Genomic DNA, 26161 nt, shown 5'->3' with positions numbered 1-26161 from the left:
ATGGGCGTTCTTTTTTTTTTGGCAAAACCTGCTGTCCGCTTATCCCTGAACCAGGGCGGACTGGCCATTGCGGGCCGTGCGCACCACGTTGAACAGGTTCTTCGGGTCTTGCAATTGCGGCGCCACTTCAATTTGGGCGCCAATGCCATGCCGCGCGGCGCTATCGCGCAACCAGCGCAGGGCCGAGAAGTCTTCCAGCGCAAAGCCCACGGAATCAAAAATGGTCACGGCATCCGCGCTTGGGCGGCCGCCATTCTGGCCGGTCAGCACCCGCCACAATTCCGTCACGGCAAAATCGGCCGGCATCTGTTGCAAGTCGCCTTCGATGCGCGTCTGCGGTTCGTATTCCACGAACACCGGGCCCATGCGCAGCACGTCCGCGTGCAGCTCCGTCTTGCCCGGGCAGTCGCCGCCCAGCGCATTGATGTGCATGCCGGGTTCGACCATGTCGGCGGTCAGGATGGTGGCGTAGGCCTTGTCGGCGGTGACGGTAGTAATGATGTCCACGCCCTTGACGGCCTGGGCGGTGCTGTCGAAACGCAGGATGCGCAACGACGGCGCAACGGTAGCCAGATTGCTTTCCAGCTTGCGGGTGGCGTCGGGGTCCACGTCATACACATGCAGCGTGTCGATACCCAGCACATAGTGGAACGCCAGCGCCTGGAATTCGGCTTGGGCGCCGTTGCCAATCAAGGCCATCGAACGCGAATCGGGGCGGGCCAGCGCGCGCGCGGCCAGGGCCGAGGTGACGGCGGTGCGCAAGGCGGTGGTCAACGTCAGTTCGCTGATCAGCAGCGGTTCACCCGTGCTGACGTGCGCCAGCGCGCCAAAGGCCATCACGGTGGACAGGCCGGCTTGCGGGTTGTCGGGGTGGCCGTTCACGAACTTGAAGCTGTAGAGCTCGTTGTCGGCAGTGGGCATCAGTTCGATGACGCCGGTGGCGGAATGGCTGGCTACGCGTGCGCATTTATCGAATTCCTGCCATCGCAGAAAGTCGGCCAACACATAGTCCAGCAGGTCGGTGAAGACCTTGCGCGGGCCTTGCAAGGCCACGATGTTGGCAACGTCGGAAGTCGTCAGCAGTGTCGTCATATTTTTCTCCCCAAGTTATGGAACAGAAATTCTGGCTGACGGCCAAATCAATTCATAGTGACAACATTCCACACGAAACGCTAAGATTCTGGCAATTCGACAGCCACAATTAGCACTTTTCACAATGGATACGCTGGATCAAAGCCTGCTGGGCCTGTTGCGCGCCAATGCCCGCCTGTCGGTGGCGACGCTGGCGAAGAAGCTGGACGTCTCGCGCGGCACCATCGACAACCGCATCCGCAAACTGGAAGAGCGCGGCATCATCGTGGGCTATACCGTGCGGCTGCGCCCGGAAGCGGAAACCGATGACATCGTGGCCTGGATGAGCATCGCCGTCGAAGGCCATGAAACCCGCAAGATCGTGAACCTGCTGATGGGCGAACCCAGCGTGGCGGGCCTGCACGACACCAATGGCCGCTGGGACTTGCTGGCGGAATTGCGCGTGCCCACCATCGACCAGCTGTCCGAAGTGCTGGACCGCCTGCGCACGCTCAAGGGCATCTCGGCCACCGAGACCAGCATTCATCTGAAGACGTTCAAGGCGTTCTAAGACATCGCGCCCTCGGGCAATCCACGCACGAGAGCGCGGGGAAACCCGATATAAAACTTTGCATAGCGTCCATGATCCAGCGTTATGCGTGGGGTGCTTGGCCTTGGCCCGCCGCCGCTAAATCGTCAATCCAATCAGTGCCTTAGCAGAATCGCCCGCGCACGCCACCGCCTTGCACGAGGCGCCGCCGCGCGGTATCGAATTTCTGCGGACGCATGCATGCTTGCATCTTCAGCCGCGCCCGGCTTCGGGCACCTTGCGGCAGGCAACCCTGCATCCCCACACTCCATGACCGACTTCGACCTGACTCTGCACAACGGCCGCATCGTCACCGCGGATGCCGATTTTATTGGCGACATCGGCATCGTTGACGGCGTCATCACCGCGATCTCGTCAAAGCTTCCTGCCGGCAAGCGCGCCATCGACGCCGCGGGCCGCTTGGTGATGCCCGGCGGCATCGACAGCCACTGCCACGTTGAACAACTGTCGAGCATGGGCGTGCTGTGCGCCGACGACTGGTACAGCGCATCGGTCTCGGCCGCGCACGGCGGCAACACCACCATCGTGCCGTTCGCGGCGCAGCATCGCGGCCAGTCGCTGCGGCAGGTGGCCGATGAGTACGCCGCATCGGCGGCGGCAAAGTCAGTCATCGACTTCAGCTACCACCTGATCATTTCCGACCCCACGCCGCAGACGCTGAACCATGACCTGCCCGAGCTGATCCGCGCCGGCATCACATCGTTCAAGGTCTTCATGACCTACGACAAGCTCAAGCTCGACGACAAGCAATTGCTGGACGTGTTCGCCATTGCCGCGCGCGAAGGGGCGTTGCCGATGGTGCACGCCGAGAACAACGATGTGATCAGCTGGATTGCGCGCCATCTGCTGGCGGCCGGACACACCGCGCCGAAGTACCACGCGGTCAGCCACGACCCCATTGCCGAAAACGAAGCCACGCAACGCGCCATCAGCCTGGCCTCTGTGCTGGAAGTGCCGGTGCTGATCGTGCACGTGTCGACGCAAGGCGGCGCGCAGGCGATTCACGCCGCGCAGACGCTGGGCGCACCCGTCTACGGCGAAACCTGCCCGCATTATTTGCTGCTGACCGCCGAAGACATCGACATCCCCGGTGTGGAAGGCGCCAAGTTCTGCTGCAGCCCGCCGCCGCGCGACCCCGTGTCGCAACAGGCGCTGTGGCAAAGCCTGGATAGCGGCACGCTGGCGCTGCTGTCGTCCGACCATGCGCCGTACCGCTACGACGAATCCGGCAAGTTGCCCGCAGGCGACGCCACCACGTTCAAGCAAATCGCCAACGGCCTGCCCGGCCTGGAAGTGCGCATGCCGCTGCTGTTCTCCGAAGGCGTGCGCAGCGGCCGCCTGAGCTTGCAGCAGTTCGTGGCGCTGACGTCCACCAACCACGCCCGCATGTACGGCCTGTATCCGAAGAAGGGCACGATCTCCGTTGGGGCTGACGCCGACATCGCCATCTGGGACCCCGAACGCGTCGTGACCTTGTCCGCCAATGGCCTGCACGACAACGTTGGCTACACGCCGTATGAAGGCCGCCAGGTTACGGGCTGGCCCACCACCGTGATCAGCCGCGGCGACGTCATCGTGGATGACGGCGCCCTGCATGCCGAACGCGGCCGCGGCCAGTTCATCGCGCGAGGTCTGCCCGCCCCGTTGCAGAAGACGCGCGAAATCTCGCCGCGCGCTGCTTTGCTGCGCAAGATTTTCCCGACCGTGATTGAGCCGTGATGCACCACGCCCATCACCTGAACCCCATTCGATAAGAACACCCTGGAGATTGATATCGTGAGCAACGCAACCCCCTCCCGCAAAATGGGCCTGGCGGTCGCCCAGATGGGCGCCGTGAACCTGGCCGACACCCGCGCGGTGGTCGTGCGCCGCCTGGTCGACATGATGCGCGAGGCCGCCGCCCGCAAAGCCGAATTCGTCGTGTTCCCGGAACTGGCGCTGACGACGTTCTTCCCGCGCTACTGGATGGAAGACGCCGAAGCTGTCGACCGCTACTTCGAAAAAACCATGCCCAACGCCGATGTGCAGCCGCTGTTCGACACGGCGCGCGAGCTGGGCATCGGCTTTTATCTGGGCTATGCCGAGCTGACGCCGGAAGGCCGCCAGTTCAACACCGCCATCCTGGTGGATCGCAGCGCAAAGATCATCGGCAAGTACCGCAAGATTCACTTGCCCGGCCACTCGGACCACAAGGTCGACGCGCCTTTCCAGCATCTGGAGAAGAAGTTCTTTGAAGTGGGCGACCTGGGCTTTGGCGTGTGGGAGACCAACGACGTCAAGATCGGCATGTGCCTGTGCAATGACCGCCGCTGGCCCGAGACGTATCGCGTGATGTCGCTGCAAAGTGCCGAGCTGATCGTGCTGGGCTACAACACGCCGTCGTTGAACATCCACTGGGACGAGCCCGCGCACTGGCGCACCACCACGCACGAAATCGTGCTGCAAGCCAGCGCGTATCAGAACGCGGTGTGGGTCGGCGCCGCCGCCAAGTGCGGCCATGAAGACGGCCACCACATGATCGGCAGCTCGATGATCGTGGCGCCGTCGGGCGAAATCGTGGCGCGTTCCAGCGGCGAGGAAGACGAAGTCATCACCGCGAAGATCGACCTGGGCATGGGCCAGACCTTCCGCGACCACGTGTTCAACTTCGCCAAGCACCGCAGCCCGCACCACTACAAGCTGATCACCGAGCGCACCGGCGCGGGCGAGCCGCTGCCCGTGCCAGAAGTGGTCTAAGCCCGGTTGATGATTGCCTGCGTCATTGCAGGCAATTCTTTTTTGACGATCTGGGAAAACTGCGTCAGAAACGCCTTCGCGATGGATGGCGGAGGTTCGATCCGGGAATGGGACACGTGCACGGACAACGAAATCGCTGGCTCGATACGACGCACCACGATGCCGTGCATCAACGTATCCGTGAGGCCGTACGAATCCACCAGGGCCACACCGACGCCCTGGCGCACGAACGAACACGCCGTCTGGGACGAACGCACCTCGATGGCTGGCGCGACCGCCTGGCCCAAGGGCTCCAGGTAGTTGAACAAGGTTTCGCCCAGCGGCGTATCACGGCCGTAGCCCACCAGCATCTCGCCAGCCAGCATCGCCGGATGGATGACGCTTTCGCGCGCGAGCCGATGGCCCGCGGGCAGCACGCAGACGATCTCGCCCTGCGCGAGCTCGCTGGTGATCAGGTTGGGATGCTCGGGCTTGAAGGTAGAGATAGCGATGTCCGCATGCCCCAGCAGCAGCTGGGGCAGCAGCGCATCCATGCCCAATGGGCGATAGCGGATGCGCACGCCCGGGTTGCGCGCGCAGAACTTCGCCGTCGCCGCCGGGATCAGCCATTCGCCGAAGCTGGGGCTGGACACCACGCTGACCAGCCCGCCGCCATGGCCCGCCATGCCAGCAGCCATGTCGTTCAGCCGGTTGACGCCCGCCTGAATGGATTCCACTTCCTGGAAAAGTTTGCGCGCTTCCTTGGTGGGATGCAGGCGGCCTTTGAACCGTTCAAACAGCGCGTAGCCCAAGCGCAGTTCTATCGACGCCAAGACGCGGCTGATGGCGGGCTGCGTCACATGCAGCAGCCGCCCGGCGGCGCTAAGCGAGCCCGTGATCATGATGGCGTGAAACACCTCGATCTGCCGCAGGTTCAGCGGGCCAGACCGGACCTTCCCGGGTAATTCAGACATGCTGCTTTCTTTCCTCTTGACCTGAGCGGTAGGGTCAGCGCGCGTTTGCGCCGAATTTTTTCCGCTTCTTTTGCAGGGATTCTACTCAATCATGTCCACCGCTCGCATCACGCTCGTCAACCCGAATTCGCTGACCAAGGTCACCGACGCCATCGCCCGGGCGGTGGTGCCGTTCCAGCGCCTGCCGCTGGAGTTCCGCTGCCTGACGTCGACAGGCGGGCCCGCCGGCATTCAGACCCAGGCAGAAGCCGACGCCAGCATCGCGCCGATGGCGCAGTTGTTTCTACAAGAAGCAGACACGACGGATGCGTTCATCGTCGCCTGCTTCAGCGACCCCGGCCTGCATGGGCTGCGCGACCTGGTGTCCGCGCCGGTGCTGGGCATCGGTGAAAGTTCGGTGTTGACGGCCATGAGCATGGCGACGCGCATCGGCGTCATCGCCATCGCCGCCGCGTCCGTGCCACGCCACCTGCGCAATTTCCGCGCGATGGGTGTGGCCGATCGTATCTGCGCGGAGTTGTCGCTGGATATGAAAGTCAGCGAGCTGGCCGACGCCGAGCTGGCGTTCGCGCGCATGGCGACGGTGGGCAAGACGCTGCGCGATGCGCATGGCGCCGAGGTGCTGATCATGGGCTGCGCCGGCATGGCCGACCTGCGTGGCCGGCTGGAAGACGCATGCGGCCTGCCGGTAGTGGAGCCCACGCAGGCGGCGGTGGCGATGGCGGCGGGAAGGGTGTTCAGCCGATAGGAAGAGTATGGATGGCGCGCCATCGCGCGCCATTCATCACGCCGCCTGCTGCACAAAATGCCCTGCGGCGACCTGCACCAGTTCTGCCACGTGCGGGTTGTCGCCCACCTTGCGGATCGGGCTGGGGATATCCCGCGCCGCGCGCACCGTGCGTTGATGGCGGCGCGCCGGATCGGGAATCGGCACCGCCGACAGCAGCCGCTGCGTGTAGGGATGACGCGGCCGATGCAGCACTTCCTGCGTGGGTCCGATCTCAACGATCTGGCCCATATACATGACCGCAACCCGGTGGCTGACCTTCTCCACCACGGCCATATCGTGCGAAATGAACAGGTACGACAAGCCCATCTCGGCCTGCAATTCCTTCATCAGTTCAATCACGCGGGCCTGCACGGAAACGTCCAGCGCCGACACCGGTTCATCCGCCACGATGATCTTCGGGTTCACCGATAGCGCGCGTGCAATGCACAGGCGCTGGCGTTGTCCGCCTGAAAACTGGTGCGCATAACGGTCCAGGAATTCACGCGGCAGGTTGACGCGTTCAAGCAGCTGCGCGGCGCGTTCACGGCGCTGTTCGCGCGTGTAGCCGCCGTGTACTTTCAACGGCTCGCTGACCAAGTCCCACGCATGCAGGCGCGGGTTCAAGGACGCGTAGGGGTCTTGGAAAATCATCTGAATATGCCGCCGCATGTCACGCATCTTGTCGGGCGACATATGCGTGACGTCCTGGCCCGCCAGGCGGATCACGCCTTCGGTCGGCTGCACCAGCTTCATCAGCAAGCGTCCGGTGGTCGACTTGCCCGACCCGGACTCACCCACCAGCGCCAGCGTCTCGCCCGCGCGCAGCGTGAACGACACGCCTTCCACCGCATGCACGTTGGCCACCACCTTGCCGAACGCGCCCGCCTTCACGGGAAAGCGCTTGGCCAGGCCCGCCACTTCCAGCACGGCGGGGCGGTCGTGCACCACGGCTTCGTCAGGCGACCCATCGCCCAGCTTGGGCACGGCGGCCAGCAGGTCACGCGTGTACGGCTGTTGCGGCGCGTCGAACAGCGCCACGGTGGCGTTTTCCTCGACCTTGTCGCCATGGCGCATCACGACCACGCGGTCTGCAATTTCAGCCACCACGCCCATATCGTGCGTGATGAACAGCACCGCCATGCCGACTTCGCGTTGCAGGTCGCGGATCAAGTCGATGATTTCGGCCTGCACCGTGACGTCCAGCGCGGTGGTCGGCTCGTCGGCGATCAGCAGCTGCGGACGGCAGGCCAAGGCCATCGCGATCATCACGCGTTGGCGCATGCCGCCGGACAAGTCACCGGGATACTGCGTCATGCGACGCTGCGGTTCCGACATCTTCACCGCCACCAGCATGGCTTCGGCCTTCTTCCAGGCTTCCTCGCGCGAGATGTCCTGATGCAGCAGATAGACCTCGGCCAACTGGTCGCCCACCGTCATCACCGGGTTCAGCGATGTCATGGGTTCCTGGAAGATCATCGAGATCTCGTTGCCGCGGATGCGGCGCAGCTTGGACTCCGGCAGCTTGAACAGGTCCACTTCCTGGCCGTCGCGCGGCACAAAGCGCGCCGCGCCCGTGGCGATGCGGCCGCCCGCGCGTTCGATCAGGCGCAAGATGGACAGCGCCGTCACCGACTTGCCCGACCCCGACTCGCCCACCAGCGCCACCGTTTCACCACGCCCGATGGTGAAGTCCAGCGACTTCACAGCGCGGTACGGGTTGGCGCGGGCGCCAAACGCCACGCTCAGGCCTTCCACCGCCAGTAGTGTCTCGTTGTTCAAGGCGCTCTCCGTCATGCGCGGCTGGGGAACACGCGCGGCGACATGGCGTCGATGCTGCGTCCCGCGTAGTCGCGCTGCGACACCGTCGCGATCGTCTGCGCCTGCGCGCGTTCCACTTCCTGCATGCAGCGCTCGATGTCGATGGTCAGCAGTTCGCCGTTCTTCACGACCTGTTCACCGTCCACATACACGTCGCGGATGGCGCGGTCGCCAGCCGAATAGATCAGGCTGCGCAACGGCTCGCGGCCGGGGCGCATGTAGGGGTGTGACAAGTCGACCAGCGAAAAGTCGGCCTTGCCGCCCACCTTGATGCGGCCGATGTCGTCGCGGCCCAGCATCTTGGCGCCGTTCACCGTTGCGGCATTGAACACTTCTTCGGTGGATGCGGCGCGGAAATGGCCGGCCTGCAAACGGGCCACATAGCAGGCCAGGCGCATCTCATCGAGCATGTTGTGCGGGAAGGTGTCGGTGCCAATGCCCACGTTGATACCGGCGCGCAGGTAGCGGCCCAGGAAGCTCATCGCAATACCGCGGCGCACGAACACCGTGGGACAGTGCGCCACGTGCGCGCCAGAGCGTTGCAGCAGGCCGAAGTCGTCGGCATGCGGCCAGTACAGCGTGCGGTGATCGTTCAGGAAGATGCCGTGGCCGATGATCAGGTCGGGGTCCAGCAAGCCCTGGTCGTCCAGCCATTCGATGGGCGTGCGGCCATGGCGGCGCGTCATCTCGGAAAATTCCACCACGCTTTGCGCGGCGTGAATCTGCATGGGGATGCCCAGGCTGCGCGCGGCGGCCTGCGCTTCCTTCAGCAGTTCGGGCGTACATGTGTCCACCTGCGAGGGGCACAGCATGGCGCTCAGACGGCCGCTTGGATGATCGATGGCGCTATTCACTACGTCCAGCGCAGCTTCGAAAGATTTAACGGCGCTGGCCTCGTCCCAGGTGTATTCCACCGAGTGGCCGTCGGTGGTGCGCCATGCGGCGGAACGGAACATCGGACCCAGCACGCCACGGATGCCGGTGCCGGCCACGACGTCGGCCCAACCTGGGCGCGGCAGCGACATGTCCACGAACGTGGTCACGCCCGACAGCAGCATTTCCGATATGGCGACCTGGTTGGAATATTGCGCGGTCTCGATGCCCATGCGGAAGACGGGCATGTACTCGTACAACGAGCTTTGGCCCAGCTTGTCGCTGCCCAACTCTTCGAGCAGGCCGCGGTTGCCGGGTTCCGACGACGGATGCGTATGCACGTTGACCAGACCCGGCATGGCCATCAGGCCATGGCCCGCGACGACGTTATCCGCCGGCCCGGCGTACCCGGTGCCCGCGTGGATGACGGTGTTGCCGCGCATCACCAGATCGGCGTTTTCGATGTAGACGTGCGAACCCAGTTCGGCATCCCACGCGACGAGCGTGGACAGGTTCTTGAAGTGGGTAATGCGGGCTTGATTGGTGTCGCTCACGGCAGGCTCTCAGTACAGCTTGAAGATGGGGAACGATGAAGAGGCGAAGCAGCCCCTGCGGCGCGGCACCGGCCGCGCCGCAGGGGCGTCGTTTACTTGAACGCGATGTCCAGACCCTTGTAGGCCGCAGCACCGAAGATGCCATGCGCCTTCATCGGCTTCATGCGCGGGCCGCCCACGAGGTACATCGAGTCGTGATACAGCGGAATCCACGCAGCGCCGTCCGAGATCTTCGTCAACGCCTTGGACACGATGGCGTCGCCCGCGGCCGGGTCCAGCGCCTCGCTGCCTTCGGCCAGCCACTTGTCGGTCTCGGGGTCTTTCCAGTTCATGCGGTTGGGCGTGGGCACGCTGTTGGACAGGAAGTAGCTGTTCAGCGCTTCGCCCGTGCTCATGTAGCCAAAGCTCATGCTGAATTCATCGAATTCCTGCGTGGCCAGCTTGCCCCAGGCGGAGGTCGAATCGAACAGCTGCACGCGCAGGTCCACGCCCACTTTCTTCATGTCGCCTTGCACGGCTTCCATGATGTCTTTCCAGTAGCCGGTGATGCCGTAGTGCAGCAGCGACAACTTCTGGCCGTCTTTGTAGCGGTAGCCGTCAGGCCCCTTCTTCCAGCCGGCTTCGTCCAGCAGCTTGTTGGCCGCAGCCGGGTCGTAGCGGTAGGCGTCATTGCTGCCGGCGGGCGTTTTAGTAGCCAGCATGCTGGTCGCCGGTTGCGCTTCGCCGAAGGTGATGGCTTCGGTCAACGCCTGGCGGTTGATCGCCAGATTGATGGCGCGGCGCACGTTCACGTCGGTCAGCATGGGCTTGTCGATCTTGAAGCCCAGGAAGAACGTCCAGTAGAACGGGTCGGCGCGGCTGACGAACAGGCGCTTGTCGGCCTTCAGGTCTTTGATGGCCCATTGCGGCAGATAGCGCGACAAGTCGGCTTGCCCGCTTTGCAACGCGGTCAGGCGGGTGCTTTCTTCGGGCACGATCTTCCAGATGATCTTGTCGACCTTGGGCGTCGGGTCTTTGTAGATCGACGGGCCCCAGTTGTAGCCGGCATGCTTGGTCAGCACGACTTCGTTGCGCGGCGACCAGCTCTGGAAGCAATACGGGCCCGTGCCGTCAAAGGCTTTCACGCCGTAGTCCGGGCCCAGTTCCTTGACCTGATCGATGTTGATGACCGAGTGCATGTAGTGCGCCATCTGCTGCAAGAGCTCGTTGTAGGGCTTCTTCAGCTTGTAGACGACGGTGACGTCATCGGGCGCGGTGATGCTGTCGACGGGGCCGGCGCGCCAGCGCTCCAGGCCTTTGGTTTCCGGGTTCAGCCAACGCTCGTAGCTGGCCACCACGTCTTTGGCGGTCATCTTCTTGCCGCTGCAAAACGTCACGTTGTCGCGCAGCGCAAAGGTGTAGGTCAGGCCATCGGGCGACACCGTCCAGCTCTTGGCCAGCGCCGGCACCGGCGTCTTCATGTCGTAGTCCAGGCCGACCATGGTGTCGGCGGCCATGAACAGCACTTCAGCCGCGCCCCGCGCGGTGGTGCGATGCGGGTCGTATTTGTCGGTGTCCAGCTCGCGCAGGATCAGCACCGTCTTGTCAGTTTGGGCGACGGCGTGCGTCGGTGCGGCGAGCAGGCAGGTCAGCGCCAAGGGCGCAACGGCCAGGCCTTTGATGAACGTCATGGTGGTGGATTCCCCGTTGTGGTGTGTTGTGGCGTGATGTGGTTCTGGCGCGGATCAAATGCGCGGATCAAGAGCGCGGGTCAAAAGCGCAACTTTGGGTCGAGCGCATCGCGCAAGCTGTCGCCCAGCAAGTTGAAGGCCAGCACGATGAAGAAGATCGTCATCGTGGGAATGGTGGAGATGTGCGGGAAGATCTGCAGAAACTTGCGGCCATCGGCGGCCATGCTGCCCAGCTCGGCAAACGGCGGCTGCGGACCCAGGCCCAGAAATGACAGCACCGAACCCAGCAGAATCGTGTGGCCGAGTTGCAGCGTCGCGTAGATCATCAGCATGGACGAGCAGTTCGGCAGCAGGTAGCGCGTGATCAGGTAGAAGTTGCCAAAGCCCATGGCATGGCCAGCTTCCATGTATTCCTGCTTCATCACCACCATGGCGGAGCCGCGTGCAATGCGCGCCATGCCTGGAATGGCCGACACGCCCAACGCCAGCACCATCGCCACGGTGCCAGGCCCCAGCAGCGCCGACAGGCTCAGGCCGAAGAGAATGGCGGGAAACGACAGCAGCACATCCACGACGCGCATGATCACGCCTTCCAGCGGCCGGTAGTACGCCGCCAGGATGCCCAGGATGGCGCCGATACCCGACCCGCCAATCACCGCCAGCACGCTCAGCAGCAAGGTGGCGCGGATGCCGTAGATGATGCGCGACAGGATGTCTCGGCCCTGCACATCGGTGCCCAGCAGATACGTGATGCCGTCGGACGACACCCAGCCCGGCAGCTTGCGCGCGATGGACATGTTGGTGGAGTACGGATCATGCGGCGCAAGCCACGGCGCGAACAGCGCAGTCAGCAAGATGGCGATGACCGCCAGCAGCGATAGCAGCAGAATCGGATCGCGGCGCAGCCGGGCGCCGATGCGCGCCAGCGGCGTGGCCATGGCCTGGGGCGGCAAGGCGCCCATCGAAGAAGTCGAACCTGCGCTCATGATTTGTGTCCTCGCGGGTCCAGGTAGCCGTAAAGCAGATCCACGATCAGGTTGATGATGATGAAGCCCAGCGCCGTGACCAGAATCGCGCCTTGCGCCAGCGGAAAGTCGCCAGCGAAGATGGCGCCCACCGCCATGCGGCCCACGCCGGGCCAGGAATAGATCTGTTCGGTCACCACCGCGCCGCCCAGCAGGTTGCCCACTTGCAGGCCCACCAGCGTCACGATCGGCAGCAGCGCGTTGCGCAACGCATGGCGCAGCACCACGCGGGACTCGCCCGCCCCCTTGGCGCGCGCCGTGCGCACGTAATCACCGCTCAGCGTTTCGATCACGGCAGTGCGCGTGATGCGCGCAACCGGCCCGATCAGCACCGAGCCCAGCGTCAGCGCGGGTAGCGCAATGGATTCCAGCCCGGCCAGCGTCCACAATGGGCCGTTGCGGCCGATGTAAGGCAGGATGCCGGCCCCGCCCACGTGCTGCACCAGCAGCAGGCCCACCCAGAACACAGGCAGCGACACGCCTACCACCGACAAGGTCATGACGAATCGATCGATCAACTTGCCGCGGCGATACGCCGCCAGCGTGCCCAGCAGGATCGCCAGCGGTATCGACCAGATCACGCTGGCCAGCATCAATTCAACGGTGGCCCCGATGGTGCTGCCGATTTCATCGATGACGGGCACGTTCGAAATCATCGAGCGGCCCAGGTCCAGATGGACCAGACGCCACATGTAGCCGGTCAGCTGCACGGCGAGCGGCTTGTCCAGACCAAGCTCCTGGCGCACCTGCGCCAGTTCGTCGGCGGAGGCGGTCGGGCCGGCGATAACGGCGGCGGGGTCGGCGGGCGCCACTTGCAGCAGCACGAAGCACACCACGATCACGCCCAGCAGCACGGGCAGGGAAATGTACAGACGGTTAAGCAGTTGCCGGATCATGCGACGCGGACTCCGGTCGCGGAATTCGGCCCGCCGTTGCAGCAGCCCGGCAGGGACTGTGCGGCGGCAGGGTGAACGGATCTCGGCATAAAGCAACCTCTCTTGGTGCGCCCCGGGGGCTTACGGTGGTCGAAGAATGCCAGTGCGCCCGAGCCGCGTGGACCCAGGGAAATCCACTATGAAGCGAATGGCGCGCATCGCCGCTTCCGCATCGCAAACCCTTGATCTGCAATGTATTTATGCGCATTCGGAGCACCGCACAAAAGGGCATCCGATAACGGGGCGTTATGACGCCTGCGCAAAGATTGATAGCCGCGAACGGCCTGCCAGGGACCCGCCCGGGGACGCGCTGCTAGACTGCCTGCGGCCCTTTGATTGATTGACCCCTTTCAGGCAGTGATCCCATGCGCTTTATCGACACTGAACAGACCCGCAACGCGCTGTCCTTTGACGCCGTCATTCCCGCCTTGCGGGACGCGTTTCGCGACGGCGCCACCGTGCCGCCCCGCCACGTCCACGCCATCCAGTCCGGCACGGCGCATGGCACCACGCTGATCATGCCCGCATGGAGCGACCGCGGTTATTTCGGCGTGAAGATCATCAACATCTTTCCCGAGAACACGCATCAGGGCTTGCCGGGCCTGCACGCCACCTACAACCTGTACAGCGCCACCACCGGCGTGCCCATTGCCCAAGTCGACGGCGACATCGTCACCGTTTACCGCACGGCGGGCGCGGCGGCGTTGGGCGCGGACTACCTGGCTAGAAAGGATGCCCGCACGTTGTTGATCGTGGGGTCGGGCCGCATCGCGGGGCTGGTCGCGCAAGCCATGCGCACCGTGCGCCCGATTGAACGTGTGCTGGTGTGGAACGTGCGCGCAGCCGGCGCCGACGCGCTGGCGGCGAGCCTGCGCGAACAAGGCTTTGACGCCGACGCCACGACCGACCTGGAAGCCGCCGCGCGCCAGGCCGACATCATCAGCTGCGCCACGCTGTCCACCGTGCCGCTGATCCAGGGCGCGTGGCTGCGCCCCGGCGTACATCTGGATTTGATCGGCAGCTTCAAACCCGAAATGCGCGAAACCGACCCCGCCTGCTTTGACGGCACGACGGTGTACGTGGACACGGATGAAGCGCCGACCAAGTCCGGCGATCTGCTGTCCGCTTTCGATGCGGGCGTGCTGACGCTAGACGCGATTCAAGGGGATCTGCATCAGCTGACGACGGGACAGCGTCCGGGCCGGCAGCGTGATGACGAGATTACGGTGTTCAAGGCCGTGGGCAGCGCGCTGGAGGATTTGACGCTGGCGACGTTGGTGTATGAGGCGGTGAGCGACGCGGCTTGAGGGGAGACGCGCAGGTGAAGCGCGGGAGATGCATGGGTCAAATGCGATCCCTGTCCGGCTCGGCCAATTCCACCGGCAGATGCTCGCGCATGATTTCGATAAAGCGGCGTAGCCGCGCCGGCTGAAAGCGCGACGGCGCATACACCAGGAACACGGGCAAAGCGTCTGCGCGCCACTCGGGCGCCAGATGCACCAAGCGGCCCGCAGCCAAATCGTCCTGCATGGCCCAGGCCGATCCCAAGGCCACGCCCAGCCCCAGCACGGCCGACTTGCGCAACGCATGCAGGCCATCGGTGGATAAGCGCGGCTGAATGCCGAAGCGTTCCGTCGCACCCGTCGTGCAATGCGTCAGGCTGACTTCGGTGCGATAGAACGTACGCAGCGCCAGCCACGGCAAGCGCGCCAGCTCGGCAGGTTCTTGCGGCACCGGCGCGCCCTGCAACAGATCGGGCGACGCGATCACGATGCGCGGCACCTCGCCCAACTTCACGGCAATGACTGACGGGTCCGTCACCGCGCCCACCCGAATCGCGCAATCCACGTTCTCGGCAATCAGGTCGGGCATGCGGTCATGCAGCAGCCATTCCACGCGCATGTTCGGATACTGCTTCAGATATCGCGCCAGCGGCTCCACGAATTGGTCCTGGCCGAACGCATGCGGGGCCACCACGCGCAACGTGCCGATGGGTTCATCGCCCGCGCCACGCACCTCGCTTTCAAAGGACTGCCACGTTGCGATCAGTTCCTTGGCGCGCTCGTAGCAGCGCTGCCCATCTTCGGTCAGGCGGATGGCATGCGTGGACCGTTGCAACAAGCGCACCCCAAAAGTGCGCTCCAACAATTGCAATCGGCGGCTGACGGTCGGCTGCGTGCCGCCCATCTGCGCGGCAGCGGCTGACAGGCTGCCGGCCTCGACGATACGCACGAAAGTTTCGATCAGCAGCATGCGGTCGGTGCCGGCTGCGGCGGTCAGGGCAGGGGTGGTCATACGCCTATCGTATAACGGATGTACCCCTAGGTTGGCTACCAAAACGCGGGCGGGAAGCCCAGAATTTGCCCCGTACTCGATCCCTCGGATAGCCCATCATGTCTTCCCAAACCTCTCCCTCCCATCCAGCCAGCACGCTATCCAGCGGCCTGGTTTTCCTGCTTGCCATCGGCGCGGGCCTGTCGGTTGCGTCCCTGTATTACAGCCAGCCCATGCTGGGCGTGCTGGGCGTGGACATCCACGCCAGCGCTGAAACGCTGGGCTGGATTCCCACGCTGACGCAGCTGGGCTATGCCTTCGGCATCCTGATGCTGGCGCCGCTGGGTGACCGCCATGACCGCAAGCAGATCATCCTGATCAAGGCCGCCGTGCTGAGCCTGGCGCTGCTGGCCGCCGCCGTGTCGCCGTCCATCGGCGTGCTGCTGGCGGCAAGTTTCGTCGTCGGCCTGTCGGCCACCTTGGCGCAAGACATCGTGCCCGCCGCCGCCCATCTGGCGCCCGTGGAACAACGCGGCAAGATCGTCGGCACGGTCATGACCGGCCTGCTGCTGGGCATTCTGCTGTCACGCGTGGTCAGCGGTTTTGTCGCCGAGCAATTTGGCTGGCGCGCCATGTTCGTGGCGGCCGCCGTCACTATCGTGGCGTTGGGCGCGGCGTTGTGGCGTGGCCTGCCGCGCTTCGTACCGACTGCACAGTTGTCCTACGCGGCCTTGCTCGCGTCGCTTGCCACCCTGTGGCGCCAACACCCCGGCCTGCGCCGCGCCGCCACGGCGCAGGGCTTGCTGTCGCTGGGCTTCAGCGCGTTCTGGTCGACGTTGGCGGTGATGCTGCATGGCGCACCGTTTCACCTGGGTGCAGGCGCGGCAGGCGCGTTCGGTCTGGCGGGTGCGGCGGGCGCATTGGCCGCGCCGCTGGCTGGCCGCGTGGCCGACACCCGCGGCCCGCTGGCCGTGGCCAGCCTGGGCGCGGGGCTGACGATGGTGTCGTTTGCCGCGATGATCTTCCTGCCGTTCCTGTCGCCGCATGCCGCGCTGTGGTTGATTGCGGGCAGCGCCATCGGCTTTGACCTGGGCATCCAGACCTCGCTGATCGCGCATCAAAGCATCGTCTACGGCATCGACCCTGCGGCGCGCAGCCGTCTTAACGCCATCCTGATGACGGGCGTGTTCATCGGCATGGCGGCAGGGGGTGCCTTGGGCAGCCTGGCGCTGGCGCACTGGGGCTGGACGGGCGTCACCGTGGTGGCGGCAGGCGCGGCGGCCTTGGCGCTGGGCTTGCGCGTGTGGCCGGGCGCGCGCCGCGGCGTGGCGCTTACTCCGGCGCGTTGATCTCGTCGGCCGTGATGATCTCGGCCACCAGCACCACGCCGGGCCCGTCCAGGTAATACTCTTCCTGGGCGGGCGCGCGCAACTTCATATAGGCGTTCTCGCCGATCTGCATCGTATGCCCGGCAGCCAGCTCAGCGCCGCTGTCGCGCATGTAGCCCAGGATGTTGTTGAAGATGTCCGAGTAGTACTCGCCTTCGTGGTGGCCCTGGGCCAGTGCGGCGAAGTCGGGCAGGCCGAATTGGTCTGCGCCATAGGTGCGCATCCACACGCCTTCCACGCCTTCGACTTCGTACTTCACGAAGCCGCAATACAGCATCGTCAACGGCAGCGTGCGCAAGAGGTCCAGGCTTTCTTCACCCAGCGATTCGCCATCGAACACGCCCGCCGGCAACGACGTATGCGCGTGTTCGTTCATCACCGCCATCGCCTTGAAGCCCGTCAGCGCGCCCGCCACCGCAGCCAGCGCCACGTATTGCTCCAGCACGTCTTCTTCAAAGCCCGCGTAGTACAGGATGAGGTGGCTGGCGTGCGCGCGAATTTCTTCCTTCACCGTGGCCGGGTAATGCGCCGGCGCCACGCACATTTCCAGCGCGTCCTTGGGATAGGGCGCGTTGAAACCCACCAGCCGCACCACATGCTTGCCCCAGCCGACCAGGCCCAGGAATTCCGGCATGTCCGGCGCAACTTCTGCGCGCGCATCGCTCATCGACGGGTGATAGCCGCGCAGGGCAGCCGCCAGCGTGTCTTCGGTCACGGCCAAGGGCGCAGCGAACAACACTTGCAGGCTCAGCGGGTTCTCGATGGCGGGGTTGGCCGCCAGCGCACGGGCGTCGGCGGATTCTTCCTTGCGGCCAAAGAAACGGGAAAAGATGCTCATGGGGTGTCTGGGGCGGTAAGAATAAAAACGGGGGCAGTATACGTTTGCCCTTTTCGCCCGAGACGCCCTTGTCTCCATTGGACACATCTCTCACCGTGGGGGTTATTCGGCGAATCCGTCCGGCCCCACGGCCTGCACCACGTAATCAATGAACGACTTGATGCGCGACGATATCGCCGTGTTGCGGTAATACACCGCGTTGATCGGTTGCCTGACATCCTGCGTCTGCTTGACCAGCAGTTGCTGCAACGTGCCCGCCTTGCGGTCGCCGCGCGTCATGAAATCCGACAGGCACACAACGCCGCCATCGTTTAACGCCAGCTGCCGCAAGGTTTCACCGCTGAAGGCGCGCACGGCGGGTTTCACATGCAGGGCCTGCCCATCGGCTTCGAGCAGCGGCCATTCATTCAGCGATTCCAGCTGCGAAAAACCCAGCAACGTATGCGACGCCAGATCGGCCACGCGCTTCGGCGTGCCATGCGCCGCCAGATAGCCGGGGCTGGCCAGCACGCGCACGCGGCTGTGGCCCAACAGCACCGCATGCAGCGAAGAATCCTTCAATCGTCCGATGCGTATCGCCAGATCCGTGCGGCGCTCAAGCAAGTCAATGTTGCCCTCGTTGCTGTTGAGCTCCAGCTCCACCTGCGGATAGCGCTTGCGGTAACCGGGCACCAGCGGCGCAATCACATGCAGCATGAAGGGCGACGCCGCATCCACACGCAGCAGGCCCGCCGGCTGATTGCGGCGCACGTTCATGAGTTCTTCGGTTTCTTCCACCGACGCGATGATGCGCCGCACCTGCTCCAGATAGGTCTTGCCTTCTTCGGTGAGCTCAAGCCGGCGTGTGGTGCGGCGCATCAGCGTCGTCTGCAGCTTCTCTTCCAGCCGGCTCATCGTGCGGCTGGTGGCGGAAATGGTCTGCCCCAGCACGTCGGCGGCAGCGGTGATGGACCCGCTGTCCACGACCGCAATAAAGACCTGCATTTCGTCGAGAGTGGTTTTCATATTTGACGTTATATCAAAAGTCTTTCGCCCATACCGGGCTTTTTCATCAAGTATCTCGCGGGCACACTAGCGTCATTCCCAGGCCGAAAGCGCCTGGACCCCCGAATCTTCTCCGGAGTTTTACATGAGCATTCCCGCATTTGGCGTCGGCACGTTCCGCTTGCAAGGCCAGGTCGTCATCGACTCGGTGCGCAACGCGCTGGACGTCGGCTACCGCGCGATCGACACCGCGCAAATCTACGAGAACGAGGCCGAAGTGGGCCAGGCCATCGCCGAGTCCGGCGTGGCGCGCGAAGACCTGTTCATCACCACCAAGATCTGGGTGCCGAACTATTCACAGGCCAAGCTTGCCGCGAGCCTGCGCGACAGCCTGACGAAACTGCGTACCGACTACGTCGACCTGACGCTCATCCATTGGCCCGCGCCCGGCAACGGCGTATCCGTCGACGAATTCATGACCGCGTTGGCCGACGCCAAGTCGCAAGGCCTGACCCGCCAGATCGGTATCTCGAACTTCCCCATCGCCGAAACCCGCGCCGCCATCGCCGCCGTGGGCCGCGACGCCATTGCCACCAACCAGATCGAACTCAGCCCCTATCTGCAGAACGCCGCACTGACCGCGTTTYTGAAGGAACAAGGCATCCATGTAACGTCCTACATGACGCTCGCCCACGGCAAGGTGCTGAAAGACCCCGTCATCCAGCAGATCGCCAGCCGCCACAACGCCACGCCTGCGCAAGTGGCGCTGGCCTGGGCCTTGCAATTGGGGTATTCGGTGATCCCGTCGTCGACCAAGCGCGACAACCTGGCCAGCAATCTGCTCGCGCAGCAACTGCGGCTGACGAGCGAAGACATGGCGCAGATCGCTGCGCTGGAAAGGAACGGCCGCGAAGTCAGCCCGGACGGGTTGGCGGCGGTTTGGGATTAAGCGGCGCGGCCGCCGCGCGCCCCGGCCAAGCGTTTATCGGGGCTCTCCCGCATGATCGCCACAAACGCGTCGATCAACGGATTCGGATTATCCGGATGGCGGGCGGCGGCCAGTTCTGCGCGAAACGCGCCCGGCCCGCGAATACCGACGTAAGCCAGGATGTCCATGCGCATCCGCGCAAGCGAGGCCGGCACCACCGCTGCGCCAAAGCCCGCTTCGACCAAAGTCAGAATCGTGGGGATCATGCTTTCTTGCACGATGTTGGCGGGCTTGCCCGCCGCTTCGATCATTTGCCGCAACACCTGGCTGAAGTAACGCGAGCGGTCGCGTGCATAACCCACGAGCGGCAACTCCAGCACCTGCGCCATCGTTACCCACCGCTTGGCCGCCAGCGGGTGATCGTTGCGCAATGCCAGCACCATCGGCTCGGAATACAGCGGCACCGGCGCCAGGTCGGCATCGGCGAAAGGCGGCCGCAGTAACGCCAGGTCCAGGCGGCGCTGATGCAGCGCATCGGGCATGTCGCTGGAGTTCATTTCTTGCAAGTCCAGCATCACGCCGGGATAGCGCTGGCGGAATGCAAACAGCGCTTGCGGCACGTTTGAGTACGCCGCACTCGGCGTCAAGCCGATGGTCAACTGGCCCGCATCGCCCCGCGCCGCCTGGCGCACATGGCGTAGCGTGGCCTCGTGTTCCACCGCCATCTTCTGGATGCGGCGTTGCAGTTCAGCGCCCGCCGACGTCAGCCTGACCGAGCGGGTCGTGCGCTCAAGCAGCTGCACGCCCAATGCCTCTTCCAGCTTGCGCACGCTTTGGCTCAATGGCGGCTGGCTCAGGTGCAGCCGCTGCGCGGCGCGGCCAAAATGCAGCTCTTCGGCCACCACGGCAAAGACCTGAAGCAATCGGCTGTCGATCAGCATTTATTTTCCCGACGAATCAATAACAAGAGAATAAGGTATTAGACAACCTAATCGCCGCTTCCTACTATGCGCTGACAAATCAACAGCAGGGGAATTCCCCTGACCATCAGGGGAGTGCCATGGGTACGACAACCGCAACCATCAAACTGCTGGCCGGCGCCTTTGCCGCCAGCCTGTCGCTGGCCTCGGCCAGCGCCCACGCGCAAGCCGCGTATCCCACGCAGGCAATCAAATTCATCGTGCCTTACGCCGCAGGCGGCAGTTCGGACACGCGCTCGCGCCAGTTGGCCCAGAAGCTGAGCGACTCACTCGGCGTACCCGTCGTGGTGGACAACAAGCCGGGCGCAAGCGGCAACATCGGCACCGGGCAAATCGCCACCGCCAAGCCCGACGGCTACACCATCGGCCTGGGCAACTTCGCGCCGCTGGCCGTCAACAAGGCGCTCTACACCATGCCTTTCGATCCGGCACGGGACCTGGCGCCCATCGCCCTGATTGAACGGGGGCCGATGGCGCTGGGCGTGAACGACAAGTCGCCCTACGCCAATCCGGCCGCGCTGATTGATGACGCCAAGCGCAATCCGGAAAAGCTGAACTACGCCTCTACCGGCGCGGGCAGCGCTTCGCACCTGAGCACCGAATTGTTCAAGGAGCAGGCCGGCATGAACGCCACCCACGTGCCGTACCGGGGCGGCGCGCCCGCGGTCAATGACTTGATCGCCGGCAATGTGGACTTCTACATCGAACTGCCCAGCCTGTTCCTGCCGCATGCCACCGGCGCCACGCCGCGCATCAAGATGCTTGCCGTTGCGGCTGACAAGCGCGTGCCAGGCCTGCCCGATGTGCCGACGTTCAAGGAACTGGGCCTGCCAAACATGGTGGTATCGAATTGGTTCGGTGTGGTCGCGCCTGCTGGCACGCCGCCTGATGTGATCAAGACGTTGAACGAACACATCAACCGCGCGCTGCAAGACAAGCAGTACCGCGACGTCGTCGAATCACAAGGGGGTGAAGTTGCAGGCGGTACGCCCGAACAGTTCAGCGCCTTCATCGCCAGCGAAAGCGAGCGCTGGACGCAACTGATCCGCCACAAGCAGATCCAGGTTCAATGATGCGGAAAGCGCACGCCGCATGGTCTCGCAGCACGGAGCGGGACGACGCCATCCAAGCCTGGGCATGGCTGGGCGAGCCCAACGATGCGACGCCCGCCACGGGTGCGCTGGCGGGCGTGGGATTCGGCGTCAAGGATGTGATTGACGTGGCCGGTATGCCCACACGTTGCGGCTCGCCCGCCACGTCTTCCGACCCCGCGCGGTGGGACGCCAGCTGCGTCGCGCAGCTGCGCGCAGCCGGTGCGGTTCCCATCGGCAAGACGGTCACGGCGGAATTCGCGTACGTGTCACCCGGGCCCACCCGCAACCCTCACCGGGCCTCGCACACGCCCGGCGGCTCATCCAGCGGTTCGGCGGCCGCCGTCGCCGCTGGTATGGTCGATATCGCCTTGGGCACACAAACCGGCGGGTCCATGATCCGTCCGGCGGCGTTCTGCGGCGTGGTGGGCTTCAAGCCCACCTTCGGCCGCGTGCACCGGCAAGGGATGACGGTGCTGTGCGATTCGCTCGACACCATCGGCTGGTTCAGCCGCACGGTGGCGCAATGTCAAACCGTGGCGTCGGTGTTGCTGCCTCAGGGCGCGCCGCGGGTTGCGCCCCCGCGCGCGCCGTTGAGTGTTCCCACGCGCGCGCCGCGCGTTGCCGTGCTCGTTTGTGACGGCATCGGAACGCTGGAATCCGCATCGCGGCAAGCGCTGGAAGACGAGGCAACGCGCTTGCGTCAGCAGGGCGCTACCCTCTTCACGCCCGGATACGACGCCGACCTGAAAGAACTTTTGCACTTGCATTCGCGGATCATGCACGCCGAACTGGCGCGCGCCATGCTGCCGGTTGCACACAGCCCGCAGGCGGACCAGTTATCGCCTGCTTTGCGGGATGCGGTGACGCTGGGCTTGGCGATTCCTTACGCGGAGTACGTGCAATGCCAGCAGACGCGCGACCGCCTGGCGCGGGAATGGCTGGAACGCTTTGCCGACGTTGACGTCATCCTCACGCCGAGCGCGCCCGGCCCCGCGCCGGAAGGCTTGCAGTCGACAGGGTCGTCGGTGTTCAACCGCGTCTGGTCGCTGCTGGGCTGGCCTGCGCTGCACGTGCCTACGGGCAAGACCGCCAGCGGCCTGCCCGTCGGCGTGCAATGGGTCGCGCGCCCGGATCAGGATCACGCGTTGCTGGCATGGGCGGCAGACCGGCAAGCATTGCCGGCGCCTGCACCCTGATCCAAGCCACGCGCGGCTTGGATCAGCATCGCTTCGCTGCCCGCCGCGCCTAGCAGCTCCAAGCCGACCGGAATGCCGCCTGGCGTAAACCCGATCGGCACACTCAACGCCGGCAAGCCGGTTACGGCGGCCAGCAAGCCATTGCCGCCGCGTTGCGGCTCGCCCAATAGCACGGGCGCGCCGCGCACGCTGGGGTAGGCCAACATGTCCAGCGACCCCGATGCCAGCGCCGCCAAGACGTCCGCGCGAATCGCGTGCGCACGGTCCAGCGCGGCTTGACGTGCGCTGCCGTCCGCATCGCGCACGGCATTGCGCTCGCGCAAAATCGCCATGACTTCCGGGTGCGGATACGCGCCGTCCAGGATGTCGTCCAGGCTGCGCACCGGCAACCCGGCATCGCGCAGACATTCGGCAAGCGCATCGCGGAACTCGTAGCCGGTGACATTCGCGGCCGCCAGCCGCGCATCATCCAACGCCATCGACACGGGCTGAACCTGCGCGCCGTTCGCCTGCATGCGCGTCAAGGCGGCGCGCACGTGATCAGACACGTCGCGCTCTTGCTCCGCGCCGCCGTAAAGCCCATCAAGCATGCCGATGCGCCACGGCGAACCGGCCCGAGGCGCGCTCGCGGTTCCCGCATCCGGCGCCGCCATCACTGACCACAAGACCGCCAGATCATCCGCGCACCGCGCCATCGGCCCTACGGTATCCAGCGTAGGCGACAGCGGCACCACGCCTGCGGTGCTGCAACGGCCCGCCGTCGGACGCAAGCCCCACACTTGGTTGAATGCGGCCGGGATGCGGATGGAACCGCTGGTGTCGCTGCCAATCGCCACCGCTGCAAAGCTTGACGCCACCGCTACCGCGCTGCCGCCGCTGGACCCGCCCGGCACGCGCGCCGCGTCATACGCGTTGCGCGTCCGGCCAGACAAGGACGACACATTGGTGACGCCGCAAGCCAGCTCGTGCAGCGTGGTCTTGCCCAGCACGATGGCGCCGGCGTTACGTAAGCGCTGCACGACGTCCGCATCGTGCTCGGGCCGCCGTTGCGCCAAGGCCCGCGAGCCAGCCGTGGCGGGCATGCCCACGACGTCGATGTTGTCTTTGATCAGAACAGGAATGCCGTGCAGCGGGCCACGCCGCTGCCCCGCGCGCCGCTCTGCATCGCGCAATGCGGCTTCGTCCGCGGCGTGCGGATTGAGCGTCAGCACGGCGTTGAGCGCAGGCCCGTGCGGGTCATAAGCGGCGATGCGCGCCAGATAGGCGCGCACCAGATCGGCCGCAGTCAAGCTGCCCGCCGCCATCGCCGCTTGCAACGCGGCGACCGGCTGCCCGAACACCGCGTCGCCATCGGGCAATGGCCCCGCCAGCAAGCCCGGCCGGTTCATCGGAAATGGCACGCCACCCATTGCTGACCCGTGGCCGATGCAACGGGCCGTTCGGTCAGCGCGGGCTGCGTCTCGCGGCAGATGGGCTGCGCCAGCGGGCAGCGCGTATGAAAGCGACAACCGCTGGGCGGGTTCGCAGGGCTGGGCGGATCGCCTTGCAGCAGCTTGCGCTGCGCGGGCTTGTGCGGGTTGGGCACGGGCACGGCAGACAGCAGGATCTCGGTATAGGGATGCCGCGGCTGCGAGAACAGCGTATCGCGGTCAGCCACTTCAACAATGCGGCCCAGATACATCACGGCCACGCGATGGCTGATGTGGCGCACCACGGCCAGGTCGTGCGCAACGAAGAGATAGGCGATGCCCATCTCTTGTTGCAAGTCCATCAGCAAGTTGATCACCTGCGCCTGCACCGACACATCCAACGCCGATACCGGTTCATCGCACACGATCAGCTTGGGCCGCAGCGCCAGCGCCCGCGCAATGCCCAGCCGCTGCCGCTGCCCGCCCGAAAATTCGTGCGGAAATTTCTTCATGGCTTCCGGACGCAGCCCGACCTTGCCGAACAGCCAGGCCAGTTCGTCCACGCGGGCACGGCCGCCGGGCATCGGATAGTTGCGCAGCGGCTCGCCCACGATGTCGCCCGCGGTCATGCGCGGGTTCAACGACGCGTAGGGGTCTTGGAAAATGATCTGCATGTCGCGCCGCCGGTTGCGCATCTGCTCCGGCGTCAGCGCCAGGATTTCTTCGCCTTCCAGCTTGACCGAGCCGGATGTCGGCTGAATCAGCCGCAAGACGGATTTGCCGGTGGTCGTCTTGCCGCAGCCGGATTCCCCGACCAGCGCCAGCGTCTCGCCGCGCGCCACATTGAACGACACGCCATCCACCGCCTGGATGACCTTGCGGCGCGGCTTGAACCAGCCGCCCGCGCCGGGGTAGTGCATCTTCAAGTCGCGGACTTCGAGCAAAGGCGAAGCCGGCGCCGGTTGTTGCGTCAGGGCGCTCATGCTTGCACTCCATTCAGGGCGGCAGGGTTGGCAGGGGACGACAGGGTTTGCAGAGCAGGCTGCGCCAGCACGCGCGCCACCTCATGGCAGGCCACCACATGATCCGCGCCGTGCGACGACAGCTCGGGCGCTTCGATCCGGCAGCGCTCGGTGGCGTAGGTGCAACGCGGCGCGAAACTACAGCCTTTGCCCAACTCGCTGGGCGCGGGCACCATGCCGGGAATCTCCGCCAGACGCTGCGTGGACGCATTCATCGACGGCATCGACCCCATCAGCGCGCGCGTGTAGGGATGCAACGGGGTATCGAACAATTCCGTCACCGAGGCTTCCTCGACCTTGCGCCCCGCGTACATCACCGCAACCCGGTCGCAGCATTCCGCCACCACGCCCAGGTCGTGCGTGATCAGCACGATGCCCATGCCCAGCGTCTTCTGCAAGTTGCGCAGCAGGTCGATGATCTGCGCCTGGATGGTCACGTCCAGCGCGGTCGTGGGTTCATCCGCAATCAGCACTTCGGGGTTGCAGGCCAGCGCCAGCGCAATCATCACCCGTTGCCGCATGCCGCCCGACAACTGATACGGATATTCATGCACCCGGCGTTCCGGCTCGGCGATCTGCACCAGGCGCAGCATCTCTTCGGCGCGCAGGTACGCGTCGCGGCGGCCCAGCTTCTGGTGCACCATCACCGTCTCGGCAATCTGCCGCCCCACGGTCAGCACCGGGTTCAGCGACGTCATCGGTTCCTGGAAGATCATCGAGATGCGGTTGCCGCGAATCTGGCGCATCTGCTTTTCCGTGAGGCTGAGCAGGTCGGTGCCGCGATAACGAATTTGTCCGCCGGCGAACCGCCCCGGCGGCGTCGGCACCAGACGCAGAATCGACAGCGCCGTCACACTCTTGCCGCAGCCGGACTCACCGACCACGCCTAGCGTGCGGCCGGCCTGGACTTGATACGACACACCGTCAACCGACCGGACGGTGCCGGAAACGGTATCGAAGTACGTGCGCAGATTATCAACTTCAAGCAGCACGTCGCCAGGGGCGACGGCGGTGGCGGGGGATAGGGCCATGGC

General features: G+C 64.9%; 23 protein-coding genes. 9 read left to right on the top strand and 14 right to left on the bottom strand.

All coding sequences use genetic code 11. The features are described 5' to 3' along the window. Window positions 1-39 precede the first annotated feature (39 nt). Window positions 40-1092, bottom strand: a complete 1053-nt coding sequence (locus tag AC1DSJ_RS10060; RefSeq protein WP_441371367.1) for an ornithine cyclodeaminase — start codon at window positions 1090-1092, stop codon at window positions 40-42. 124 nt (window positions 1093-1216) lie between these two features. On the opposite strand from AC1DSJ_RS10060, the gene AC1DSJ_RS10055 reads away from it, so the two are divergent. The 3 genes from AC1DSJ_RS10055 to AC1DSJ_RS10045 all read left to right on the top strand — a co-directional run bounded on the left by AC1DSJ_RS10055 (window position 1217) and on the right by AC1DSJ_RS10045 (window position 4417). Next, window positions 1217-1642 (top strand): Lrp/AsnC family transcriptional regulator, encoded by a 426-nt coding sequence (locus tag AC1DSJ_RS10055; RefSeq protein ID WP_054421128.1) that lies wholly within the window; start codon window positions 1217-1219, stop codon window positions 1640-1642. A 288-nt stretch (window positions 1643-1930) separates the two neighbouring features. After that, on the top strand, window positions 1931-3400 hold the full coding sequence (hydA, locus tag AC1DSJ_RS10050; protein WP_175170695.1) for a dihydropyrimidinase: 1470 nt from the start codon (window positions 1931-1933) through the stop codon (window positions 3398-3400). A gap of 84 nt (window positions 3401-3484) precedes the next feature. Then, complete coding sequence (locus tag AC1DSJ_RS10045; protein WP_175170696.1) at window positions 3485-4417, top strand: N-carbamoyl-D-amino-acid hydrolase; 933 nt, start codon at window positions 3485-3487, stop codon at window positions 4415-4417. Here the strand turns inward: AC1DSJ_RS10045 and AC1DSJ_RS10040 are convergent. Beyond that, window positions 4414-5370 carry a LysR family transcriptional regulator gene (locus AC1DSJ_RS10040; protein WP_441371366.1) on the bottom strand — a complete coding sequence of 319 codons (957 nt, stop codon included), beginning with the start codon at window positions 5368-5370 and terminating at the stop codon, window positions 4414-4416. The two genes, AC1DSJ_RS10045 and AC1DSJ_RS10040, sit on opposite strands and share 4 nt — an antisense overlap. A gap of 91 nt (window positions 5371-5461) precedes the next feature. Between AC1DSJ_RS10040 and AC1DSJ_RS10035 the strand changes: the two genes are divergently transcribed. Next, the gene (locus AC1DSJ_RS10035; protein ID WP_441371365.1) at window positions 5462-6118 is read left to right on the top strand and encodes an aspartate/glutamate racemase family protein; all 657 of its coding nucleotides are present in this window, start codon (window positions 5462-5464) and stop codon (window positions 6116-6118) included. 36 nt (window positions 6119-6154) lie between these two features. Here the strand turns inward: AC1DSJ_RS10035 and AC1DSJ_RS10030 are convergent, their stop codons facing one another. The 5 genes from AC1DSJ_RS10030 to AC1DSJ_RS10010 all read right to left on the bottom strand — a co-directional run bounded on the left by AC1DSJ_RS10030 (window position 6155) and on the right by AC1DSJ_RS10010 (window position 12975). Next, window positions 6155-7933, bottom strand: coding sequence for an ABC transporter ATP-binding protein (locus AC1DSJ_RS10030; protein WP_054421123.1), 1779 nt, complete (start codon window positions 7931-7933; stop codon window positions 6155-6157). Then, window positions 7930-9384 (bottom strand): amidohydrolase family protein, encoded by a 1455-nt coding sequence (locus tag AC1DSJ_RS10025; RefSeq protein ID WP_054421122.1) that lies wholly within the window; start codon window positions 9382-9384, stop codon window positions 7930-7932. The genes AC1DSJ_RS10030 and AC1DSJ_RS10025 overlap by 4 nt, the downstream gene beginning before the upstream one ends. A gap of 92 nt (window positions 9385-9476) precedes the next feature. Further along, window positions 9477-11054, bottom strand: a complete 1578-nt coding sequence (locus tag AC1DSJ_RS10020) for an ABC transporter substrate-binding protein (protein ID WP_054421121.1) — start codon at window positions 11052-11054, stop codon at window positions 9477-9479. Between the two features lie 80 nt (window positions 11055-11134). Beyond that, window positions 11135-12040 (bottom strand): ABC transporter permease, encoded by a 906-nt coding sequence (locus tag AC1DSJ_RS10015; protein WP_245636246.1) that lies wholly within the window; start codon window positions 12038-12040, stop codon window positions 11135-11137. Then, entirely contained in the window at window positions 12037-12975 is a 939-nt protein-coding gene (locus AC1DSJ_RS10010; RefSeq protein WP_054421119.1) for an ABC transporter permease, read from the bottom strand. The genes AC1DSJ_RS10015 and AC1DSJ_RS10010 overlap by 4 nt, the downstream gene beginning before the upstream one ends. 404 nt (window positions 12976-13379) lie before the next feature. Between AC1DSJ_RS10010 and lhpI the strand changes: the two genes are divergently transcribed. Next, window positions 13380-14321 (top strand): bifunctional Delta(1)-pyrroline-2-carboxylate/Delta(1)-piperideine-2-carboxylate reductase, encoded by a 942-nt coding sequence (gene lhpI / locus AC1DSJ_RS10005; protein ID WP_342066280.1) that lies wholly within the window; start codon window positions 13380-13382, stop codon window positions 14319-14321. 37 nt (window positions 14322-14358) lie between these two features. Here the strand turns inward: lhpI and AC1DSJ_RS10000 are convergent, their stop codons facing one another. Next, window positions 14359-15309: a LysR family transcriptional regulator gene (locus tag AC1DSJ_RS10000; protein ID WP_441371364.1), complete on the bottom strand. Its 951-nt coding sequence runs from the start codon at window positions 15307-15309 to the stop codon at window positions 14359-14361. Window positions 15310-15407: 98 nt separating this feature from the next. Here AC1DSJ_RS10000 and AC1DSJ_RS09995 point away from each other — a divergent pair, with 98 nt between their 5' ends. Next, window positions 15408-16637, top strand: coding sequence for an MFS transporter (locus tag AC1DSJ_RS09995; protein WP_441371363.1), 1230 nt, complete (start codon window positions 15408-15410; stop codon window positions 16635-16637). On the opposite strand, the gene AC1DSJ_RS09990 is transcribed toward AC1DSJ_RS09995, so the two are convergent. Continuing rightward, complete coding sequence (locus tag AC1DSJ_RS09990; protein WP_427948547.1) at window positions 16621-17514, bottom strand: DUF4261 domain-containing protein; 894 nt, start codon at window positions 17512-17514, stop codon at window positions 16621-16623. The two genes, AC1DSJ_RS09995 and AC1DSJ_RS09990, sit on opposite strands and share 17 nt — an antisense overlap. Window positions 17515-17616: 102 nt before the next feature. Further along, window positions 17617-18519 carry a LysR substrate-binding domain-containing protein gene (locus tag AC1DSJ_RS09985; RefSeq protein ID WP_054421114.1) on the bottom strand — a complete coding sequence of 301 codons (903 nt, stop codon included), beginning with the start codon at window positions 18517-18519 and terminating at the stop codon, window positions 17617-17619. 124 nt (window positions 18520-18643) lie between these two features. Here AC1DSJ_RS09985 and dkgB point away from each other — a divergent pair, with 124 nt between their 5' ends. Beyond that, window positions 18644-19447, top strand: coding sequence for a 2,5-didehydrogluconate reductase DkgB (gene dkgB, locus AC1DSJ_RS09980; RefSeq protein ID WP_441371362.1), 804 nt, complete (start codon window positions 18644-18646; stop codon window positions 19445-19447). On the opposite strand, the gene AC1DSJ_RS09975 is transcribed toward dkgB, so the two are convergent. Continuing rightward, complete coding sequence (locus AC1DSJ_RS09975) at window positions 19444-20367, bottom strand: LysR family transcriptional regulator (RefSeq protein WP_441371361.1); 924 nt, start codon at window positions 20365-20367, stop codon at window positions 19444-19446. The two genes, dkgB and AC1DSJ_RS09975, sit on opposite strands and share 4 nt — an antisense overlap. Before the next feature lie 119 nt (window positions 20368-20486). On the opposite strand from AC1DSJ_RS09975, the gene AC1DSJ_RS09970 reads away from it, so the two are divergent. After that, entirely contained in the window at window positions 20487-21479 is a 993-nt protein-coding gene (locus AC1DSJ_RS09970) for a Bug family tripartite tricarboxylate transporter substrate binding protein (RefSeq protein WP_054421108.1), read from the top strand. Then, the gene (locus AC1DSJ_RS09965) at window positions 21476-22696 is read left to right on the top strand and encodes an amidase (protein ID WP_427948549.1); all 1221 of its coding nucleotides are present in this window, start codon (window positions 21476-21478) and stop codon (window positions 22694-22696) included. Before AC1DSJ_RS09970 ends, AC1DSJ_RS09965 begins: the two co-directional genes overlap by 4 nt. On the opposite strand, the gene AC1DSJ_RS09960 is transcribed toward AC1DSJ_RS09965, so the two are convergent. Genes AC1DSJ_RS09960 through AC1DSJ_RS09950 form a run of 3 tightly spaced genes read right to left on the bottom strand, consistent with a single transcriptional unit; the run spans window position 22639 to window position 26158 of the window. After that, the gene (locus tag AC1DSJ_RS09960; protein ID WP_441371360.1) at window positions 22639-24096 is read right to left on the bottom strand and encodes an amidase; all 1458 of its coding nucleotides are present in this window, start codon (window positions 24094-24096) and stop codon (window positions 22639-22641) included. The genes AC1DSJ_RS09965 and AC1DSJ_RS09960 overlap by 58 nt on opposite strands. After that, entirely contained in the window at window positions 24081-25088 is a 1008-nt protein-coding gene (locus AC1DSJ_RS09955; protein ID WP_054421106.1) for an ABC transporter ATP-binding protein, read from the bottom strand. Before AC1DSJ_RS09955 ends, AC1DSJ_RS09960 begins: the two co-directional genes overlap by 16 nt. Then, window positions 25085-26158, bottom strand: a complete 1074-nt coding sequence (locus AC1DSJ_RS09950) for an ABC transporter ATP-binding protein (protein ID WP_441371359.1) — start codon at window positions 26156-26158, stop codon at window positions 25085-25087. Before AC1DSJ_RS09950 ends, AC1DSJ_RS09955 begins: the two co-directional genes overlap by 4 nt. Window positions 26159-26161 lie beyond the last annotated feature (3 nt).

The sequence above is a fragment of the Achromobacter sp. 01N37 genome, from assembly GCF_056399725.1.
Note: the sequence above shows the minus strand (reverse complement) of the source record. Positions and strands in the feature narration are given on the sequence as shown.

Bases quoted from the DNA above. Each gene is read 5' to 3' on its own strand.
- AC1DSJ_RS10015 (WP_245636246.1), bottom strand. From the start codon at position 12,040: ATGAGCGCAGGTTCGACTTCTTCGATGGGCGCCTTGCCGCCCCAGGCC.
- AC1DSJ_RS09950 (WP_441371359.1), bottom strand. From the start codon at position 26,158: ATGGCCCTATCCCCCGCCACCGCCGTCGCCCCTGGCGACGTGCTGCTT.
- AC1DSJ_RS10055 (WP_054421128.1), top strand. From the start codon at position 1,217: ATGGATACGCTGGATCAAAGCCTGCTGGGCCTGTTGCGCGCCAATGCC.
- AC1DSJ_RS09965 (WP_427948549.1), top strand. From the start codon at position 21,476: ATGATGCGGAAAGCGCACGCCGCATGGTCTCGCAGCACGGAGCGGGAC.
- AC1DSJ_RS09970 (WP_054421108.1), top strand. From the start codon at position 20,487: ATGGGTACGACAACCGCAACCATCAAACTGCTGGCCGGCGCCTTTGCC.
- AC1DSJ_RS10045 (WP_175170696.1), top strand. From the start codon at position 3,485: ATGGGCCTGGCGGTCGCCCAGATGGGCGCCGTGAACCTGGCCGACACC.
- AC1DSJ_RS09975 (WP_441371361.1), bottom strand. From the start codon at position 20,367: ATGCTGATCGACAGCCGATTGCTTCAGGTCTTTGCCGTGGTGGCCGAA.
- AC1DSJ_RS10010 (WP_054421119.1), bottom strand. From the start codon at position 12,975: ATGATCCGGCAACTGCTTAACCGTCTGTACATTTCCCTGCCCGTGCTG.
- lhpI (WP_342066280.1), top strand. From the start codon at position 13,380: ATGCGCTTTATCGACACTGAACAGACCCGCAACGCGCTGTCCTTTGAC.
- AC1DSJ_RS10035 (WP_441371365.1), top strand. From the start codon at position 5,462: ATGTCCACCGCTCGCATCACGCTCGTCAACCCGAATTCGCTGACCAAG.
- AC1DSJ_RS09995 (WP_441371363.1), top strand. From the start codon at position 15,408: ATGTCTTCCCAAACCTCTCCCTCCCATCCAGCCAGCACGCTATCCAGC.
- AC1DSJ_RS09990 (WP_427948547.1), bottom strand. From the start codon at position 17,514: ATGAGCATCTTTTCCCGTTTCTTTGGCCGCAAGGAAGAATCCGCCGAC.
- hydA (WP_175170695.1), top strand. From the start codon at position 1,931: ATGACCGACTTCGACCTGACTCTGCACAACGGCCGCATCGTCACCGCG.
- AC1DSJ_RS09985 (WP_054421114.1), bottom strand. From the start codon at position 18,519: ATGAAAACCACTCTCGACGAAATGCAGGTCTTTATTGCGGTCGTGGAC.
- AC1DSJ_RS10060 (WP_441371367.1), bottom strand. From the start codon at position 1,092: ATGACGACACTGCTGACGACTTCCGACGTTGCCAACATCGTGGCCTTG.
- AC1DSJ_RS09955 (WP_054421106.1), bottom strand. From the start codon at position 25,088: ATGAGCGCCCTGACGCAACAACCGGCGCCGGCTTCGCCTTTGCTCGAA.
- AC1DSJ_RS10000 (WP_441371364.1), bottom strand. From the start codon at position 15,309: ATGACCACCCCTGCCCTGACCGCCGCAGCCGGCACCGACCGCATGCTG.
- AC1DSJ_RS10040 (WP_441371366.1), bottom strand. From the start codon at position 5,370: ATGTCTGAATTACCCGGGAAGGTCCGGTCTGGCCCGCTGAACCTGCGG.
- AC1DSJ_RS10030 (WP_054421123.1), bottom strand. From the start codon at position 7,933: ATGACGGAGAGCGCCTTGAACAACGAGACACTACTGGCGGTGGAAGGC.
- AC1DSJ_RS10020 (WP_054421121.1), bottom strand. From the start codon at position 11,054: ATGACGTTCATCAAAGGCCTGGCCGTTGCGCCCTTGGCGCTGACCTGC.